We start from the raw sequence: 15,787 nt of genomic DNA on the forward strand, positions 1-15,787 counted from the left end.
GGAGTGGACAGTCACCGCCCCTGCCGGGCCTGGAAAGTGGACACCGCCCGGTACGAGGCTGCACGTCATGAACCTCCGACGCACACAGCCGGACCCGGCGCCCCGCACCCCCCGGCCGGGGGCCGCGCTCGCGGCGCTCGCCGCAGCCCAGTTCACCGTCATGCTCGCCACCTCGATCGTGAACGTGGCGCTGCCGCAGATCCGCGCCGGGGTGGGCCTGTCGGACGGCGGCACCACCTGGGTGGTCAACGCCTACGGCCTGGCGTTCGGCGCGCTGCTCCTGGCCGGCGGGCGGGCGGCCGACCTGCTCGGCCGCCGCCGGGTGCTGATCGCCGGCCTCGCACTGTTCGCGGCGGCCTCGGTGGCGGCGGGACTGGCCGCCTCCTCGGGAGTGCTGATCGCCGCCCGCGCCGCCCAGGGACTCGGCGCCGCCGCCATCGCCCCGGCCGCGCTCGCCCTGGCGATGGAACAGTTCCCGTCCGGTGCCGGGCGGGGCAGGGCACTGGGGGTGTGGGGCGCGGTCTCCGGCGCGGGCGGGGCGGGCGGCGTCCTGCTGGGCGGTGTGCTCACCCAGGCGTGGGGCTGGCCCTGGATCTTCCACGCCGTCGCGCTCGGGGCGGCGCTGGTCCTGGCCGCCGTGGCGGCCCTCGTGCCGCGGGCGGCCGGCCGCCGGGCCGGGCGGTTCGACCTGCTGGGCACCGCCACCGTCACCCTCGCCCTGACCTGCCTGGTCTGGGGGCTGACCACCGCGCGCGGCGCCGGCTGGACGGACACCCGGGTGCTCGGCGCCCTGCTCGGCGCCGCCGTCCTGCTCGCGGCCTTCGCCGTGATCGAGCGTCGCCGGCCGAACGCGCTGATACCGCCGCGGCTGTTCGGCACCGGCCGGGTCGCCGCGGGCAACCTGCTGATGGCGCTGCTGGGGTCCGTCTGGATCGCCCTGTTCTTCTTCCTGCCGCTCTACCAGCAACAGGTCCTCGGCTCCAGCCCGCTGGCCACCGGAGCGGGTCAACTCCCGCTGGCCGGAGCCAATATGCTCGGCGCCGCCCTGGCGCCCCGCATCGCCCGGCGCCTCGGCGGCACCGCGACGGTGACCGCGGCCCTGCTCACCGAGGCTGCGGGACTGGTGTGGCTGTCCCGGATCAGCGCCGACGGGAGCTACCTCGCCGACATCCTCGGCCCGAGCGTCCTGATCGGCCTCGGCCTGAGCGTCGCCTTCGTCCAGCTCACCGCACTCTCCGTGGACGGCGTCCCGCCGCAGGACGCGGGCCTGGCCGGCGGACTGGTGAACACCACCCGCCAGGTCGGCGGTGCGATCGGCCTCGCCGCCCTGGCCACCCTGGCCGGCTCCGTCACCGCCCACGCCTCCACCCACCAGCCCCGGCTGGAGGCCCTCACCGCCGGCTACCGGGCGGCCTTCACGGTCTCGGCCGTGGTCCTGGCCGCCACCGCACTCCTGGCCCTCGCGCTCACCCGCCGGACCCGCCAGGCCCTCCCGCAGAGCCCGGCCGCTGCCGCGACCCCGCCCCTGCGGGGCCGGGCGGCCGACTGCGCACCCACCACCTGACACCCCTGTACCTGACACCTCCCCGCACCACCACGACCGACGAGAACCAAGGACCCGACATGACCAGCAAGCCCTACCTGACCGGCCACTTCACCCCCGTCGTCGACGAGGTCACCGCCACCGAACTCACCGTCGAGGGCACCCTGCCCCCCGAGCTGACCGGCCGACTGCTGCGCAACGGCCACAACCCGAAGCCCGGCGTCACCCCCACCCACTGGTTCAAGGGCAGCGGCATGGTGCACGGGATCTACCTGCGCGAGGGCCGCGCCGAGTGGTACCGCAACCGCTGGGTGCACACCCCGGCCCTGGACGGCGCGCCGTACATGACCGAGCACGGACCCGACCTGACCGCCAGCGCCGCCGGCACCCACGTCATCGAGCACGCCGGACGGCTGCTCGCCCTCTGCGAGGCCAACCTGCCCTTCGAGCTCACCCGGGAGCTGGAGACGGTCGGCGCGTACGACTTCAACGGCAAGGTGCGCACCGCGATGACCGCGCACCCGAAGGAGGACCCGGTGACGGGGGAGCTCCACTTCTTCGGGTCCGCGCCGTTCCCGCCGTTCCTGACCTACTACGTCGCGGACGCCAAGGGCGAGATCGTCCACAGCGCCGAGGTCCCGGGAGCGACCGCCTCGCTCAAGCACGACTTCGCCATCACCCGTCGCCACGTGGTCTTCGTCGAGGGCAACGTCACCTTCGACCCGACCGAGCACTCCGGCATCCCGTACGGCTGGAGCGACCAGCTGCCCGCCCGCATCGGCATCATGCCGCGCGGGACCGACGGGGCCGGGCAGGTCCGCTGGTTCTCCATCGAGCCGGGCAACATGCTGCACGTCTCCAACGCCTACGAGGACGGCCGGGGCCGGATCGTCCTGGAGGGCCCCACCGTGGACCGCGAGGGCTTCCGGCTCTCCTGGAACTGGTGGACCGGCGCGCCCGGCCGCGGTACCGAGCCCGTCGCGCGCTCCTACACCCGCCGTTGGGTGGTCGACCTGGCCGACGGTTCCGTCGACGAGCAGATCATCGACGACCTGCCGGTGGAGTTCCCGACGCTCAACGAGGAGTTCCTGGGCGCCGAGAACCGCTACCAGTACGCCATCTCCTTCCCCGACGAGAAGGGCTTCGGCGGCTACGGCGTCGTCAAGTACGACCGCACCTCCGGCGCCCGCCGGATCCACCAGGTCGGCGACGCCCGGATGCCCAGCGAGGCCGTGTTCGTCCCCGCTGCCGGAGCAACCGGAGAGGACGAGGGCTACCTGCTCACCGTCGTCTCCGACCTCAAGCAGGACGCCTCGCAGCTGCTGGTCCTGGACGCCTCCGGCCTGGACCGGATCGCCACCGTCCACCTGCCCCAGCGGGTCAGCTCCGGACTCCACGGCTCCTGGATCCCGGACAGCGACCTGGACGGCAGCGAGGGCTGACCCACCGTCCCCGGCCCCGGGGGGCACGGCACCTGCCGTGCCCCCCGGGGCGCGGTCCCTCCCGGGAGGGAGGCGGACCACGCGCGGGAGGGATCACGCGGCGGGCCGGCTCCGGTTGACTCGAACCGTCGAGCGAGAGCCCCGAGGAGGACGTCATGCGCAGGTGGTTCAGGCGGTTGCTGGTTCCGATGGCCGCGATGGGTGCGCTGGCCCCGACGGCCGTACTGCCGGCGGCAGCCGCCGAACCGGCCCCGGACATCCGCACCGTGATCGAGGCGGTCCCGGGGCTGACGGTGCTGGAGGAGAGGCCGGCCGCACCCGGATACCGGTTCTTCGCGCTGAGCCTGCGCCAGCCGGTCGACCACCGGCACCCCGAAGGCGCCACCTTCGAGCAGCGGATGACCCTGCTGCACCGGGCCGTGGACCGCCCGACGGTGCTGAGCACCAGCGGCTACGGCGTCAGCACGACCGGCCAGTCCCGCTCGGAGCCGACCGCACTCGTCGACGGCAACCAGCTCACCACCGAGCAGCGGTTCTTCGGCACGTCCAGGCCGGACCCGGCGGACTTCTCCACCCTCACCGTCCGGCAGGCCGCCGACGACCACCACCACGTGGTCGAGGTGTTCAAGGCCGTCTACCGGGGGAAGTGGCTCTCGACCGGCAGCAGCAAGGGCGGAATGGCCTCGGTCTACCACCGCCGCTTCCACCCGGACGACGTCGACGGCACCATCGCCTACTCGGCGCCCGACAACGTCGACGACCGCGACGACTCTGCCTACCTCGACTTCCTCGCCACGGTCGGCACCCCCGAGTGCCGTGCCGCACTGCGGGCCGTCCAGCGCGAGGCACTGGTCCGCCGCGACGCCCTGGTCGCCCGCTACGCCGACTGGGCCGCGCAGCAGGGCCGGACCTTCCGGATCGTCGGCAGCGCCGACAAGGCCTTCGAAATCGCGGTACTCCGCGCCCCCTTCATGTTCTGGCAGGGCGGCGGCGCCCCGCGCTGCGCCGACATCCCCCGCCCGGACGCCTCCACCGACGCCCTGTACTCCTGGATCGACACGGTCTCCCCGTTCGCCCTGTACACCGACACCGTGGCCGCCGACTTCGTCCCGTACTTCTACCAACTGGGCACCCAGCTCAACTACTTCACCGTGGAGACCGCCCACCTGGCCGGGCTGCTCCGCTACCCCGGAGCGACCGACCCCCGGACCTTCGTGCCCCGGGAGATCCCGATGCGGCACCAGCCCGGGGCGATGCGCGACATCGACCGCTGGGTCCGGCAGGACGGCACCCGGCTGCTCTTCGTCTACGGCGGCACCGACCCGGCCGCCGCCGAGCCGTTCCGCCTCGGCCGGGGCAGCCGGGACTCCTCCGTCCACTGGGCGCCGGAGGCCGCCCACTCGGTCCGGATCGCGATGCTGCCGGACGCCGAGCGGGCCGCCGCCACCGCGACGATCCGCCGCTGGGCGGGCGTGGCCGACCAGCGCCCCTCCTAGGCTGGCGGCGGATCAGTCGAGTTCGGCCCACACCGACTGGGTCCGCGCCCGGTACCGGTGGCCGAACCGGTCCGCCTGACGCAGCAGCGCCACCACCCCGGCCTGGGCCTCGCCGCCCATACCGGGCGGGAGCGGGGCCTCCACCCGGAAGCCCCCGGCCGCGCCCAGGGTGACCCGGGCCCGGGTGCCGGTGGCGCCGGTCAGCCGGACGGCCAGCGCGAACGCCTCGGCGTACGGCGTGGGGCTACCCATCGCGGCCGCTCTTCGGCGCGAGCGTCGCCCAGACCACCTTCCCCGGCCCGTCCGCACGCGGCCCGACGCCCCAGGCCTCCGCCAGCACCTCGACCAGGCGCATCCCCCGCCCCGACTCGTCGAGTTCGGCCGCTGACCGGGCCTGCGGCACCACCGCACTCGCGTCGTGCACCTCGATCCGCAGCCGCTCGAACTCCAGCCCGAACCGGACCCGGACCAGCCGCCCGGGCGGCACCCGGGCATGGGTCACCGCGTTCGCGACCAGCTCGGACAGCAGCAGCTCCGCCTCCCAGCCGAAGCCCCCGCCGTCCGGGACGGCCGCGAGGAAGGCCCGCAGCAGTCTGCGGGCCGCGGCGGCCGAACGCCGGTGACGCGGAAGCCAGAAGGCCTGCCCGCCCGCCGTGTCGGAAGGTCTGTCGAGCATTTCGGGCATGGTGCAGCGGCCCTTTCGGGATGGTGACGCAAGGTGAGCTGATTGCTCCGTTCCGCTACAAAGCATCGCGGCTCGCGAGTACCGTGGCGAGCGATCGAACTTTCCAAATGCGCTGACACAACCGGGGGTTGCCATCAACCGTCGCAAGGGCCTGACCAGCCCGATCACCTGTTCCCCGGCGATGTTCGGCTCCGAGCTGCTGTTCGCCCGCGAGGCTGCCGGCCTGAGCCAGCACGACCTCGGCGCCCGGGTCCACTGCACCCCCGGCCAGATCAGCCGCATCGAGGGCGCCACCCGCAAACCCACCCGCGAGTTCGCGGAGCTCTGCGACCGGGCCCTGGGGACGGGGCAGCTGCTGGCGCGGATCTGGTCCCGGGTGGACTGGGACGGCGCGGTCGGGCATCCGGACTGGTTCCGCCGCTACGCGGGGCTGGAGGCGGAGGCGACGATCATTCGGCAGTTCCAGGTGCAGCTGGTGCCCGGCCTGCTGCAGACGCCGGACTACGCTCGAACGCTCTTTCGCGCGAAGGAGCCGTTGGCGTCGCCGGACCGCATCGAGGAACTCGTGGCAGCTCGGCTCGATCGCCAGCGCATCTTGACCGCCGGTGACCCGCCACGCCTGCTGATCGTCCTCGATGAGGGAGTGCTGCTGCGCAACTACGGCGGTGAGGTGGTGATGCGTGCACAGCTGGCGCATCTGCTTTCCATGGCGGAGGCGTCGAACATCGTGCTCCGCGTGGCGCCACTCTCCCTGGGGGCGGTTGCAGCCTTCGATCACAGCTTCACGCTGTTGACCTTGCCCGACGAACCTGACGTCATCTACGTCGACGGTATTCACCGGGGTCAGGTGGTTGACGATCCTGTTCGGTTCCGCGACTGGGCCTACGCCTATGATTTGTTGCTAGGTGATTCACTGTCAGAAGGTGCTTCGCTGGCCAGGATCCGTTCGGCGATGGAGGGACTGCGCACCATGAATTCCGTACCCAACTTGGATGCCGCCTCGTGGCGAAAGAGCACCTACAGCACCGGCGACGGCGGCAACTGCATCGAGGTCGCCGACGGCTTCGAGGGCCTCATGCCCGTCCGCGACTCCAAGGATCCCGACGGTCCGAAGCTGGTCTTCCCGGCGGCCGCCTGGCGCTCGTTCCTGGCCGGTGTCCGAGCCGGGGACTTCCCCGATTGCTGAGGTCGATTCACTCGAACGAGCGACCGTACGCCAGGTTCGCCGGACGGGCCGTAGGGGGAGAAGAGGAATCGTGTGTGTGCGCTCGGTCGAGCTGTGCACCGATACCTTTCCCTTGCTGAGGAGACAGACGGCATGGCACCCATCCCCAACGGCCCGTACGGCATCGCCAAGCGGAACGAGCAGTTCCTGACACTCCAGGAGGAGAAGGCCCCCGCAGTCGTCCTGCCGCCGACCGGTCAGCCCGGTGAGCAGGAGTGGCATGTGGAGGGGCTCCCCAACGGCAACGTCACCATCAGGAACCTGCGGCAGGAGACCTTCCTCAGCTTCGACGGCGTGCCCGAGGTCAACAAGATGCTCCGCGGCTCCTCGCAGGCCACCGAGTGGCAGCTCCGGCAGTCGGCGGAGCCGCGCATGTTCCACATCGTGGTCCCCGGCGGCCCGGTCGACGGCGTCGAGCTGACGGTTGACCTCAGCCTGCTGCGGATCTTCCCGCCGATGACGGCACTGCGTCCGCTGGAGCCGACGAACATCGGCCAGGCGTGGATGTTCGAGTTCCACGAGTAGCAGACCCGACTCCGTCGCCCCTCTCCCGATGCCGGGGGAGGGGCGGCGGCAGGCCGTCAGCGCCAGGCGCTGGAGTCCAGCCGCGCCAGCGTCCAGTCGGGGAAGAGGACGAAGACCGAGACCAGGCACTCCTTCAGTTCCGGGTTCAGCTCCGTCGCGATCTTGGCCTGCAGCTGGCCGGCGATGGTGGGGCCGTGGAAGTTGAGGTTGGCACCGTTGTACAGGGACGGGTTGTCACACGCGTCCATGAAGACGGTGACCTGCTTCTTCGGGTACGCCCCGAGCTTGCCGGTGATGCCGCTGTAGAGGTTCGTGAGCAGCTCGGCGCCGGTCTTGGTGCCGCCGACCTTGAGGCTGTCGCCGACCTCGGTGCAGGCGTCGTAGAAGGTCACGGCGGTGTGGCTGGCCGGGTTCGGGCAGTGGCCACGGACGGCGAAGTCGGGCTTCAGTTTGGCCTCGTCGAAGGGCCAGGGCAGGAACTCCGTGTGGCCGTTGAGCCACAGCGCCTTGGCGGCGATCAGTTCCAGCACGACGGTGTAGCTCGGCAGCGGGAACCGGCTCGGGAGGCGGAATCCGCCGTTCGCCGCCGTGCCGGGCGGCAGCCCGCCTACCGCCGCCACGTTGGGGAGGGCGTCGTTCATGGCGATCAGGATGGCCTTGGCGGCGTGCGGCCCGGCGGCGGGGTCGAGCAGGCTGGCCACCAGGTTGGCGACCTGTCCCGCGATGGCCGGATCGGCGGTGACCTTCTTGAACAGGGCGTTCGTCGGGCCGAGGACGTTGTTCGCCTGGGTGATCGACGTGATCTCGTGCTGCCACTCGCCGGGCCAGGTCGGGACGGCGGACGTCATGTGCACCAACTCGCTTCGCATGTCGGCGGGCGCGCGGACGACGGGTGGGCCGTCCGCCTCGCTCCGTTCCTGGGCCGGGCATGCCGCAGGCGGCACCCCCGTACGACGAGACTCCCGACTGTCTGACGGACTGTCAATCGCCCTTCTGTATCTGGTGGTCGGCGGCAGGGGCGTGCGGCAGTCCTTGCCGACGGGCCGTCACCGCGTGCTGGTGACGGCCCGTCGCAGGTGGGTGTTCACGTGGCCGGGCCGTCCTGCCCGGGGCGGGTGGCGTCAGCGCAGGGGGATCGGGTTCCAGGTCAGTTCGCGCTGGTGGCCGTGGCGCCAGCCGCGGGTGCGGACCGCGTCGGTGCGGGGGTAGTCGCCGTCGGTGGCCTTGGCGTCGACGTTCTGGCCGCTGTCCGAGTAGGACTGCAGCGCGAGGCCTCCCCAGCCCTCCTCGCCTCCCCAGGACCACAGCTGGGTGTTCGGGGTCTGGCCCGAGGGCGTCCGCTTCTCGTCCTCCATCACCACGGCGCCCTCGTTGCCGCCGGTGTAGGCCATCACCTGGTCCTTGCCCACGTTGTACATGATTTGTGCGGGGCCGGAACTGATCTGCACCCACGTGCAGAAGCGGTCCCTGGTGTCGATGGGCTTCACGTAGACCGATTCGTTGTCGGCGTTGGCGCACAGCACGTAGCCGCGGAAGCCGGCGTTCTGGATCAACACGGCCCCGGGCACGGCCTGCTGGGAGGCCGAGGCGGGGGCCGCGGGCAGCGCGGTGAGGAGGGCCGCGGCGAGGCCGGTCGCGGCGAGGCCACCCCGGAGGCGGAGCGGGCGGCGAGAGGCTCGCTTGGATCGTGTCATGCGAAAACACTCCTTCGTTGGATTGAGTGTCAGGTCTATGTCAATCAACCTGCCGTCGATGCGCCACGAACCCGCCGACTGCGGCGCCTGGAACCCGATCTAAGGCATGTGCATGTCAAGCAAGTTGCTGGTTGGCTCCGCGGAATATGCCGACGGGATGTGGAGCAACTATGTCGAGCACTTGTCGGATGCGCAAGACCGGGGGAGGAGGTGTGGAGGCGACCGACGGGCCGCAGGTGGTCGACGGCGCGGCCTTCCGCACCTGCCCACCCTCGTCAAGGGCCCCGCCGCTACCGCCGATGACGCGGATGGGCGGTGAGCACTCCGGCGGCGACGCGTTCGCGCAGCCACCGGTCCGAGACCGCCGGGTGGACCCCGACCTCCGGCGGCGCGGGCAGCGGGTCCGGCACGGCCACGCCGACGACCTGGATCACCTCGTCGTCCGGGAACGGGGTGTAGTCGTGGTCCCAGGGGGTCGCACGAGGTGTGACAGCCACCGGCGAACGCGGCCTGCGGGACGACGAGGGCGGGCGCCACGGTGAGCGCGGTGAACACGGTGAGCGTCTCGCGCCCGGCCCCGCACCCGGGCATCCGTAGGGGTACGCAGGAGGGCTACGGTTTCTGCCGGCTGTCGGTGGCGTGTGCTCCACTACCTCCGACCGAACGGCGAAACAGGAGGCGTCCATGGGCGTACTGACCGACTACTTCCGCGCCGCCGACGCGGCATCGGTCGTCCGGGCGATCGAAGGCAACGACGGCGGCCCGCTGGTCGGTGTCCGGGACGCCGCCTTCGACGGGGTCGAGGCCAAGGGCGTCGATCCGACGGTCCTCCTGGGCAGGCTCGTCGCCGCGATCAAGGAGGTTCCGTGGGACGTGGACCTGGTGGACGACACGGCGGTCTGGCCGACCACCCCGCCCCCCGGCCCGCACGGTCCCGAGGACGAGGACGGCCCCTGGGCGACGGGCCCGTGGGTGCTCGAACTCGACACACCGGTACGGGACATCCTCGCGGCGGTCCACGAAGCGGACGTGCCGGCGATCGTCACCCGCTGGGCGCAGGCGGAGGAGTTCCACGGAGCACCCGCCGAAGCCCTCCGACCGCTGGCCGAGCAGCTGATCCAGCTCGCCCGACGGGCCCGCGAGGCCGACCAACAGCTCTACTGCTGGGTCTGCCTGTAGGACGGCATGCCTTCCTGGCGCACCGCACCGGGCACCAGGACGGACGCCGTCGGCAACACCTGTGACAAGAGCCGCCCGGCAGGCCGGCGGCCGGCGAGCACCAGCCCATTCGGGCCGCCCAGTCGCTGGCGTCGCGTCAACTCCTGGCAGGATCGGCCTCCATGGACACCCGATACGAGTGGTACGAACAACGGCCGCTGGGCGGCGGGGTGGTGCGGATCTCGGAGCCCCGGGTGCGGGCGCTCCTGTCGGCCAACCTGTGGTGGCTGCGCGGCACCGACCGTGACCTGGTGGTCGACACCGGGCTCGGCGTGGTCGCCCTGCGGCAGGCGGTCCCCGAACTCTTCGAACGCGACCCGCTGGCCGTCCTCACCCACGCCCACCTCGACCACGTCGGCGGCGCCCACGAGTTCCGCGAGACGGCCGCCCACACCGCCGCCGCGCCGGCCCTCGCAGCCGGTGTTCCGGCCAGCCTGAACGGCCCGGAGCTGGTCGCACTGCTGGGCATCGACACGGCGGGCGAGGCCGTCCCCGACCTCCTGCTGAAGTCCCTCCCGCACCCCGGGTACGACCCGCGCACCTACCGCGTCGAACCCGTCACCGTGACGCGTACGCTCACCGACGGCGACCGCATCGACCTCGGCGGCCGCACCCTGACGGTGCTTCACCTCCCCGGCCACACACCCGGCTGCCTCGCCCTCCTGGAGGAGCGCACCGGCACCCTCTACTCCGGCGACATCGTCTACGACGGCCAACTCATCGACGACCTCCCCGACTCCGACCGGGCCGCCTACCGCCGCACCATGCAGTTACTCGCCGACCTCGACGTCACCACCGTCCACCCGGGCCACGGCCCGTCCTTCGACCGGGCCCGCCTGCGCGAACTGGCCGCCGCCTACCTGCGCTTGAGTGACTGCTGATCGCGAGGCTTGGAACAGCCGCAGAAGCGACGGCGGCTGCCCTTATGAACCGCCCGAGGGACTACTGTTCGGCCATGCGATCGATCACCCGAATCGGGGGAGCCGCCTCGGCCGCCGCCGCGCTCCTGTTGGCCTGCGGGTGCAGCGGGCCCTCTTCCGCGCCCTCAGGAGACGCATCCGAGGCAGGGGTAACTGCAGCGGCGATCTCGAAGCAGGCCGACAACACACTGGTCCTGGCCGACGAGCCAGGTCGGACGTATGCGCTCGGAGTCGTCAACTGCAACCCCAGTCAGCTGACCGGTCTTTCAGCCATCAAGGCCGTTACCACGCTCACGCCGCAGCCCGGGCAGCCCTGGGCTCACCTGACCATCAGCAATGCCGGAACCGAGCGGGCGTTCGTCCAATATGGCGGAAGCAACGGTGTTGACGCATGGATGGGTGATGCCGTGCCATCTCAGCTCACTCTGGTCGTCGACGGGGATATCTACACGATTCGCGGACTCGCCTTCAACCTCACTCGCACCGGAGGTTCAGACGGAGTCGGCGAGGCCCCACCCCGCAAGACCACCCTGAGCGCACGAATTGTCTGTCCCACTCACCCGATGGCCAGTCAGTCCCCGACAGCAGCGGTCGCGTAGCACCCACGGCTGCAGCACCACGCAGGAAGCGCGTGCGCTCAATTCGCCGTCCTGCGTGCAGCCGAGGTGCAGGGTAGGCGAACTCCTGGCGTGGCGCCGCCGCTGGGGACAGGCTGCACGGCCATGGACTGGATGCTCCTGCTCTCCACACTGGCCGGCGCCGCGGTCGGCATCGCCGCCCCCCTCTTCGCCGACCGCAACCGTTGGCGCCGCGAGGAGGCGCGGCACACCCTCGAGGTGCGGCGCGAGGCGAACACCGCGTACGTGTCCGCCCTCAAGGCGGTAGGCGAGGCCTTCCCCGCCACCGGTATCTATCCGGTGATCGCCGACCTGGGCGTCGCGTTCCGCTCGACGTAGAAGGGCCGGCAGTGGAGAGTCTCCACTGCCGGCCCTTGTCGCTGTCAGGCGCGTCAGCTGGTGTAGAGGGTGGTCACCTGCTGGGCGGTGAGGGCGTAGGGGTAGGTGCGGACGTCGCTGACGGCTCCGCTGGCGGCGCTGTCGGGGTCGTAGGTGGTGGTGTCGGCGATGCCGATGGTGGTGGGGCCGGTGGCGTTCCAGGGGGTGGGGTTGGTGCCGGAGCCGGCGTACTGGCCGTTGACGTACAGCGTCATGGTGTGGGTGGTGGCGTCGAAGGTGCCGACCAGGTGCGTCCAGACGCCGGTCTGCGGTGCGCCGGTGGCGTGTGCGGCGTAGTAGGAGCCGGTCCACAGGTGGTCGTCACCGGGGGCCACGAAGGTCCAGGCCTTGTAGGCGTCGGAGTACTGGAGGTAGTAGGCGCCGCGTTCGCTGCCGTTCTGGGTGACGAACGTCTGGTACTGGCCGGGTGTGATCGAGCCGGCCTTGACCCAGGCGGCGACCGTGTAGCTGCCGCTGGTGTCCACCGTGGGGGCGGCGGTCTTGAAGTAGGTGCCGTTGAGGTTGGTCGCAGCGTCGGCGGTGTTCTTGTGGTCGGTGGTCCAGGTGACGGTGCCGGTCGAGGTCGCGGGGTTGGTGCCCGCGGTGTCGGCAGCCGTGGAGTTGGCGTAGGTGTAGGTGGCCTTGTTCAGGAGCCACCGGTCCGGGGTCGCCTTGGTGTTCAGGACGGTGGTGGGGCCGGAGTCGAAGGTGTACCCGGGGGCGTCGGTGGTGCCGGTGCGGTGGCCGGTCCAGATCTGGATGTCACCGCTGGCGGTGATGCCCCACAGGGTGGGGTTGCCGTTGCCGGTGAGGTCGCCGTCGGAGCCGATGCGGTCCCAGGTGGTGGCGGTGATGCCGGTTTTGATCGTGGTGGTGGCGGCGATGGCGGTGATGGCGGGGTAGGTCACGGTGGTGACCTCCCCGAAGTCGGGGTCGATGACGTCGGTCGAGGCTGTGCCGGTGGTGAAGGTGCAGGCCTTGACGTCGCCGGTATCGCGGTTGCGCGCCCACAGGCCGGGGTGGCTCTGGCCGGCCGGGTCGCCGACCCAGTCGCCGACCGGGATGAGGTCGTGGTTCTTCCATCCGACGGCGGCGAGCCTGATCGGGGACCCGAAGGTGTTGTCCGCCATGGACGGGTAGAACCAGAGGGCGCCGTCACCGGCGGGAGTGGCCTCGACGGTGAGCAGGCCGGTGCGGTTGGGCGACTGCTTGGTGGTGCTGACCGGGTCGCCGACGGCGGCGATGCTGGTGGTGGTCGACCAGTCGGCGGCGTAGCCAGTGCAGTCGGGGTTGGCGGCGGAGACCGCGCAGGCGGGCTTGGCGAGCAGGATGAAGACGTCGAGGGCACCCGGGACAGCCAGGCTGCCAGGGTTCCTGTAGGCCTGCAGTCCGGCGGCGTCCTTCTTGTGCACGATGACGTCGTCGACGTTCACGCCGTCGCGCAAGCTGCCGCGGTGGGTGATCTGGAAACGACTGTCCCACGGGTCACCCTGAGTAAGGGTTGCGTCCGGGGAGTGGTGGGCGTCGGCAGCCATGGTCATGATCGGCGCAGCGGCGTTGGGGTTTCCCGGGACTGTGTAGGCGCGCAGGTTTCCGGCCCCGTCGTAGGTGAGGATGTCGGGGACGCTGTCGCCGGTGACGTCGCCGAAGCGCGGGGCGGGCGCGTTGGGGTCCCAGGGTGCGTAGAAGGCGTACTGGGCGACGGGCGAGAGGTTTCCGGCCTGGTCCTTGGCCTGGATGTAGAGGATGTTGGTGCCCCAGTGGCCCGGCTTCACGGTGAGCTGGCCCGAAGGGATCGTGGGGCCGCAGCGCCAGCCGTCACCGGGGTTGGAGAGGGGAATGCTGAACTGAGGCTCCCAGGACCAGCGCAGGCAGGCGAGCCCGGAGGCGCTGGGCGCCCCTGTACCGGGGTTGTCGGCGGCGGTGAACGGGATGCCGCCGTCGTTGCCTGCCGTCAGCGTGGTCGTCTGGCCGTTGCCGGAGGGCGGGAACTGCGTATTCGGGTCGCTCACCGTGGTCGGGAAGGTGACGGTGGGCGGGGTGAGGTCCGCCTTGAAGTGGCAGGTCGGGGTGGAGCTGGAGCTCAGGTAGTGGTCGCTGGCGAGGATGCTGAAGCCGTAGGCGTGGCCGTCCTTGATGACCCCGGCGGGGACGGTGAAGGGGGCGTTGCTTCCGCTGGCGACGTCGGGCGAGTTGCCGGCCGCGACGTCGGGGACGCCGGGAAGGTTGTAGTCCCACATGTGGGACCAGGCGTACAGCTGCGCCTGCACGGGGCTGGTGACAGTGGCGTTGAGGGTGGTTGCGCCATTCTGGTCGGTGCCCGCGCCGAGCCAGGCCCAGGTGGTGGAGTCGTCGACGCCGCAGGCCTGGTTCGCCCCACCGCCGACGGTTGTCGGCTCGGGCAGGACCTTCGGGTTCGCCGGGGTGTTCGGGTAGCGGTCGTACTCGATCCACAGGGAGGGCTGGCGAGTCAGGCGCTTGAACGCGTTGACGTTGCTCTCGTTGCCGTACACACCGAACGTGAGGGTGTCGGTGTTGGTGCCGTACTGCTGGACGGTGCCGGTGATGTCGTAGTTGAAACCGACGTTGTCGTGGCAGGCGCCGTGGCCCGAGCCGGGGACCAGGCTCTGGCCGAGGGATCCGCCGATCTGACCGGGCTGGTTGTTCCAGGTGGTGGAGCCGCTGATCGCGCCGACGTGATAGAGGTCGACGGGGTACTTGGTGGTGCAGGACCAGTCCGCGGAGACGTACTCCTGCAGGTCCATGTACGCCCGGTGGACGACGGCGCCGCGCAGGCCGCCGAGGTCGAACTGGTAGAAGGTGCGGTACGTGGAGGCGGGCGAGCAGCTGCCGCCGGCCGCGTAGTAGCCGCACCGGCCGACGCCGGGGTAGCTGGTCTCGCCGCTGCCGTTCATGTCCCAGTAGGAGGTGCCGGGGTAGGCGGACTGGACCTGGGTCCAGGCGTTCGCCGACGGGGCCCACGGGATCCACGCCGGGTCGATGAAGTACGGGGCGGTGCCGTGGGCCAGCAGCTCCTGGTCGGGCTTCAGATCGACGCCCTTGGCGTCCGCCGTGACCGGCATCACGGTGACCTTCGCCCCCGCACCGGGCCCGTCCGACGTGCTGACCACCGATCCCTTGCCGTCCGCCGGATCCTCGGCGGGGGCTTCCAGAGCGGCTCGGGACTGGGCACTCCTAGACGCCGCCATGGTCATGGAGGCCGGTGCACCAGGAGCCGACGGCGTCGAGGTGGTGGTGCTGTCCCACATCTGCGGGGTGGTCGCGATCCAGCGCATCGAACCGTCCGCGGTCTTCGCGGTCAGGTTGCCCGCCGCGTCCGAGCCGACGGTGACGCCGTCGGTCGTCGTCGCGAAGTGCAGGTTGCGGATCGCCGGATTGTCAGCGGCGGCCTGGGTCTTGAGGACCACGACGGTGGTCACCCCGCCGGCCTTGGTCGCGGTGACCTCAAGGTCGGTGTCGGGGGCGACCGCCGCGTAGACCAGGCTGTCGCCCTCCACCCTCGGCGCAGGCAGCGCGAACGGCGCGCTCAACGCCAGCTTCTTCCCGTCCGGGCTCGTCATCGTCGCCAACGGGCCGTTGCCGCCCTTCGACAGCACCAGAGCAGCCGCCGAAGCCTTCGGCGAGAACGTCCCGTCGGTGTTCGCGACAAGCGTGGCGTCGAGGGAGACCCAGGACCCGCCACGCCTGACCCGCTGCTGCTCCGGGTGCTGAGCGAGCGCCAGATGTCCCTCGGGCGTCGCCGAGGTCTCGGCGAACTCCGTCGTCAACGACGGAACCGGGACAGGCTTTCCCGTCGCCTTCGCCTGCGCGAGCGCCGCGTCGGCCTCACCGGCTGGCGGCCGCAGCTTCGCATGCTCGGCGTCGGCGGCCTGGACCTGTGCGCGGGAAAGGCCCGCTGAAGTGGTGTCAGCCCGTGCTGTGGGCACTGCGGAAAGTGATGCCGATATGGCCAGTGCCGCGGCGGCCGCCAGCACCCGGGGCGAGGATCCCCGTGGGAAACGCGTTTTTTTCAAAGTGGGACTT

The 15,787-nt window shown here is 71.2% G+C and carries 15 protein-coding genes; 9 read left to right on the forward strand and 6 right to left on the reverse strand.

Features of this window, described 5'->3' with window-relative positions:
• The first annotated feature begins 67 nt into the window (after window positions 1-67).
• The 3 genes from OG871_RS30045 (at window position 68) to OG871_RS30055 (ending at window position 4,481) form a co-directional block, all read left to right on the forward strand.
• Entirely contained in the window at window positions 68-1,564 is a 1,497-nt protein-coding gene (locus OG871_RS30045; protein ID WP_371501124.1) for an MFS transporter, read from the forward strand.
• 59 nt (window positions 1,565-1,623) lie between these two features.
• A complete protein-coding gene (locus tag OG871_RS30050) occupies window positions 1,624-2,985 on the forward strand; it encodes a carotenoid oxygenase family protein (RefSeq protein WP_371501125.1) in 1,362 nt (453 codons plus the stop codon).
• A 155-nt stretch (window positions 2,986-3,140) separates the two neighbouring features.
• Window positions 3,141-4,481, forward strand: a complete 1,341-nt coding sequence (locus tag OG871_RS30055; protein ID WP_371501126.1) for a S28 family serine protease — start codon at window positions 3,141-3,143, stop codon at window positions 4,479-4,481.
• A 12-nt stretch (window positions 4,482-4,493) separates the two neighbouring features.
• Here the strand turns inward: OG871_RS30055 and OG871_RS30060 are convergent, their stop codons facing one another.
• Window positions 4,494-4,733 (reverse strand): hypothetical protein, encoded by a 240-nt coding sequence (locus OG871_RS30060; RefSeq protein ID WP_371501127.1) that lies wholly within the window; start codon window positions 4,731-4,733, stop codon window positions 4,494-4,496.
• Complete coding sequence (locus OG871_RS30065) at window positions 4,726-5,157, reverse strand: ATP-binding protein (RefSeq protein ID WP_371501128.1); 432 nt, start codon at window positions 5,155-5,157, stop codon at window positions 4,726-4,728. Before OG871_RS30065 ends, OG871_RS30060 begins: the two co-directional genes overlap by 8 nt.
• Before the next feature lie 190 nt (window positions 5,158-5,347).
• Between OG871_RS30065 and OG871_RS30070 the strand changes: the two genes are divergently transcribed.
• Entirely contained in the window at window positions 5,348-6,352 is a 1,005-nt protein-coding gene (locus tag OG871_RS30070; protein ID WP_371501129.1) for a Scr1 family TA system antitoxin-like transcriptional regulator, read from the forward strand.
• A gap of 132 nt (window positions 6,353-6,484) precedes the next feature.
• Window positions 6,485-6,916, forward strand: a complete 432-nt coding sequence (locus OG871_RS30075) for a hypothetical protein (protein ID WP_371501130.1) — start codon at window positions 6,485-6,487, stop codon at window positions 6,914-6,916.
• 56 nt (window positions 6,917-6,972) lie between these two features.
• Here the strand turns inward: OG871_RS30075 and OG871_RS30080 are convergent, their stop codons facing one another.
• From OG871_RS30080 to OG871_RS30090, 3 genes are all read right to left on the reverse strand, one after another.
• Entirely contained in the window at window positions 6,973-7,764 is a 792-nt protein-coding gene (locus tag OG871_RS30080; protein ID WP_371501131.1) for a hypothetical protein, read from the reverse strand.
• A 273-nt stretch (window positions 7,765-8,037) separates the two neighbouring features.
• Entirely contained in the window at window positions 8,038-8,610 is a 573-nt protein-coding gene (locus OG871_RS30085) for a hypothetical protein (RefSeq protein WP_371501132.1), read from the reverse strand.
• Between the two features lie 290 nt (window positions 8,611-8,900).
• A complete protein-coding gene (locus OG871_RS30090; protein ID WP_371501133.1) occupies window positions 8,901-9,107 on the reverse strand; it encodes a hypothetical protein in 207 nt (68 codons plus the stop codon).
• Window positions 9,108-9,294: 187 nt separating this feature from the next.
• On the opposite strand from OG871_RS30090, the gene OG871_RS30095 reads away from it, so the two are divergent.
• The 4 genes from OG871_RS30095 to OG871_RS30110 all read left to right on the forward strand — a co-directional run bounded on the left by OG871_RS30095 (window position 9,295) and on the right by OG871_RS30110 (window position 11,704).
• Window positions 9,295-9,789 (forward strand): hypothetical protein, encoded by a 495-nt coding sequence (locus OG871_RS30095; RefSeq protein WP_371501134.1) that lies wholly within the window; start codon window positions 9,295-9,297, stop codon window positions 9,787-9,789.
• A gap of 161 nt (window positions 9,790-9,950) precedes the next feature.
• On the forward strand, window positions 9,951-10,709 hold the full coding sequence (locus OG871_RS30100) for an MBL fold metallo-hydrolase (protein WP_371501135.1): 759 nt from the start codon (window positions 9,951-9,953) through the stop codon (window positions 10,707-10,709).
• 74 nt (window positions 10,710-10,783) lie between these two features.
• Window positions 10,784-11,347: a hypothetical protein gene (locus OG871_RS30105; protein ID WP_371501136.1), complete on the forward strand. Its 564-nt coding sequence runs from the start codon at window positions 10,784-10,786 to the stop codon at window positions 11,345-11,347.
• A 123-nt stretch (window positions 11,348-11,470) separates the two neighbouring features.
• The gene (locus OG871_RS30110) at window positions 11,471-11,704 is read left to right on the forward strand and encodes a hypothetical protein (protein ID WP_371501137.1); all 234 of its coding nucleotides are present in this window, start codon (window positions 11,471-11,473) and stop codon (window positions 11,702-11,704) included.
• A 53-nt stretch (window positions 11,705-11,757) separates the two neighbouring features.
• Here OG871_RS30110 and OG871_RS30115 read toward each other — a convergent pair whose 3' ends face one another.
• Window positions 11,758-15,531 carry a LamG-like jellyroll fold domain-containing protein gene (locus OG871_RS30115; RefSeq protein WP_371501138.1) on the reverse strand — a complete coding sequence of 1,258 codons (3,774 nt, stop codon included), beginning with the start codon at window positions 15,529-15,531 and terminating at the stop codon, window positions 11,758-11,760.
• Window positions 15,532-15,787: the final 256 nt, after the last annotated feature.

Source organism: Kitasatospora sp. NBC_00374 (assembly GCF_041434935.1).
Classification (GTDB): Bacteria; Actinomycetota; Actinomycetes; order Streptomycetales; family Streptomycetaceae; genus Kitasatospora.